1 protein-coding gene is annotated in these 411 nt (G+C 47.7%); it reads right to left on the bottom strand.

Annotated elements, in window-relative coordinates:
* Nucleotides 1–153 precede the first annotated feature (153 nt).
* The coding region (locus tag EMN46_RS19210; RefSeq protein ID WP_154202624.1) for a transposase at nucleotides 154–411 on the bottom strand (258 nt) is incomplete at its 5' end.

The raw sequence follows: 411 nt of genomic DNA, 5'->3' as shown, positions 1-411 counted from the left end.
AGGCCGTAGTCGTCCCTCACCTAATGGTGTAACTATTGATATTCCTTTTCTTATTCGTGCTCTGAGGCACCAAGTACCGATTCTGTATCAAGTCAATTATGGATCGCCATTTTTTGTCCGTTGTCTAAGCAACCAAAAGGCCCCCGCGATCCGTTATGCTGTTGCCCGTGGCAAACTTAATCGCCAGAGCAAAGCAGCAAGCTTTCGAGCAAGTGCAGCAATCGCTTTTTGCGGTACTCCATGTCTGCCCAAAATTCTGTTGTAAAAGTTCTGTGCCCATTCATCTTTTTGTTTCCATATCCATGCAGCTTCGATGAGCAGGCTTCGTAACCTACGTTGACCCACAGGGCGAAGACGTGCTTTTCCTTTACTTCCACCGCTTTGCCGAATTACCGGGGCAAGGCCAAGATA

Source organism: Ancylomarina sp. 16SWW S1-10-2 (assembly GCF_009669305.1).
Classification (GTDB): domain Bacteria; phylum Bacteroidota; class Bacteroidia; order Bacteroidales; family Marinifilaceae; genus Ancylomarina.
This window is presented reverse-complemented; position numbering and strand designations above follow the sequence as displayed.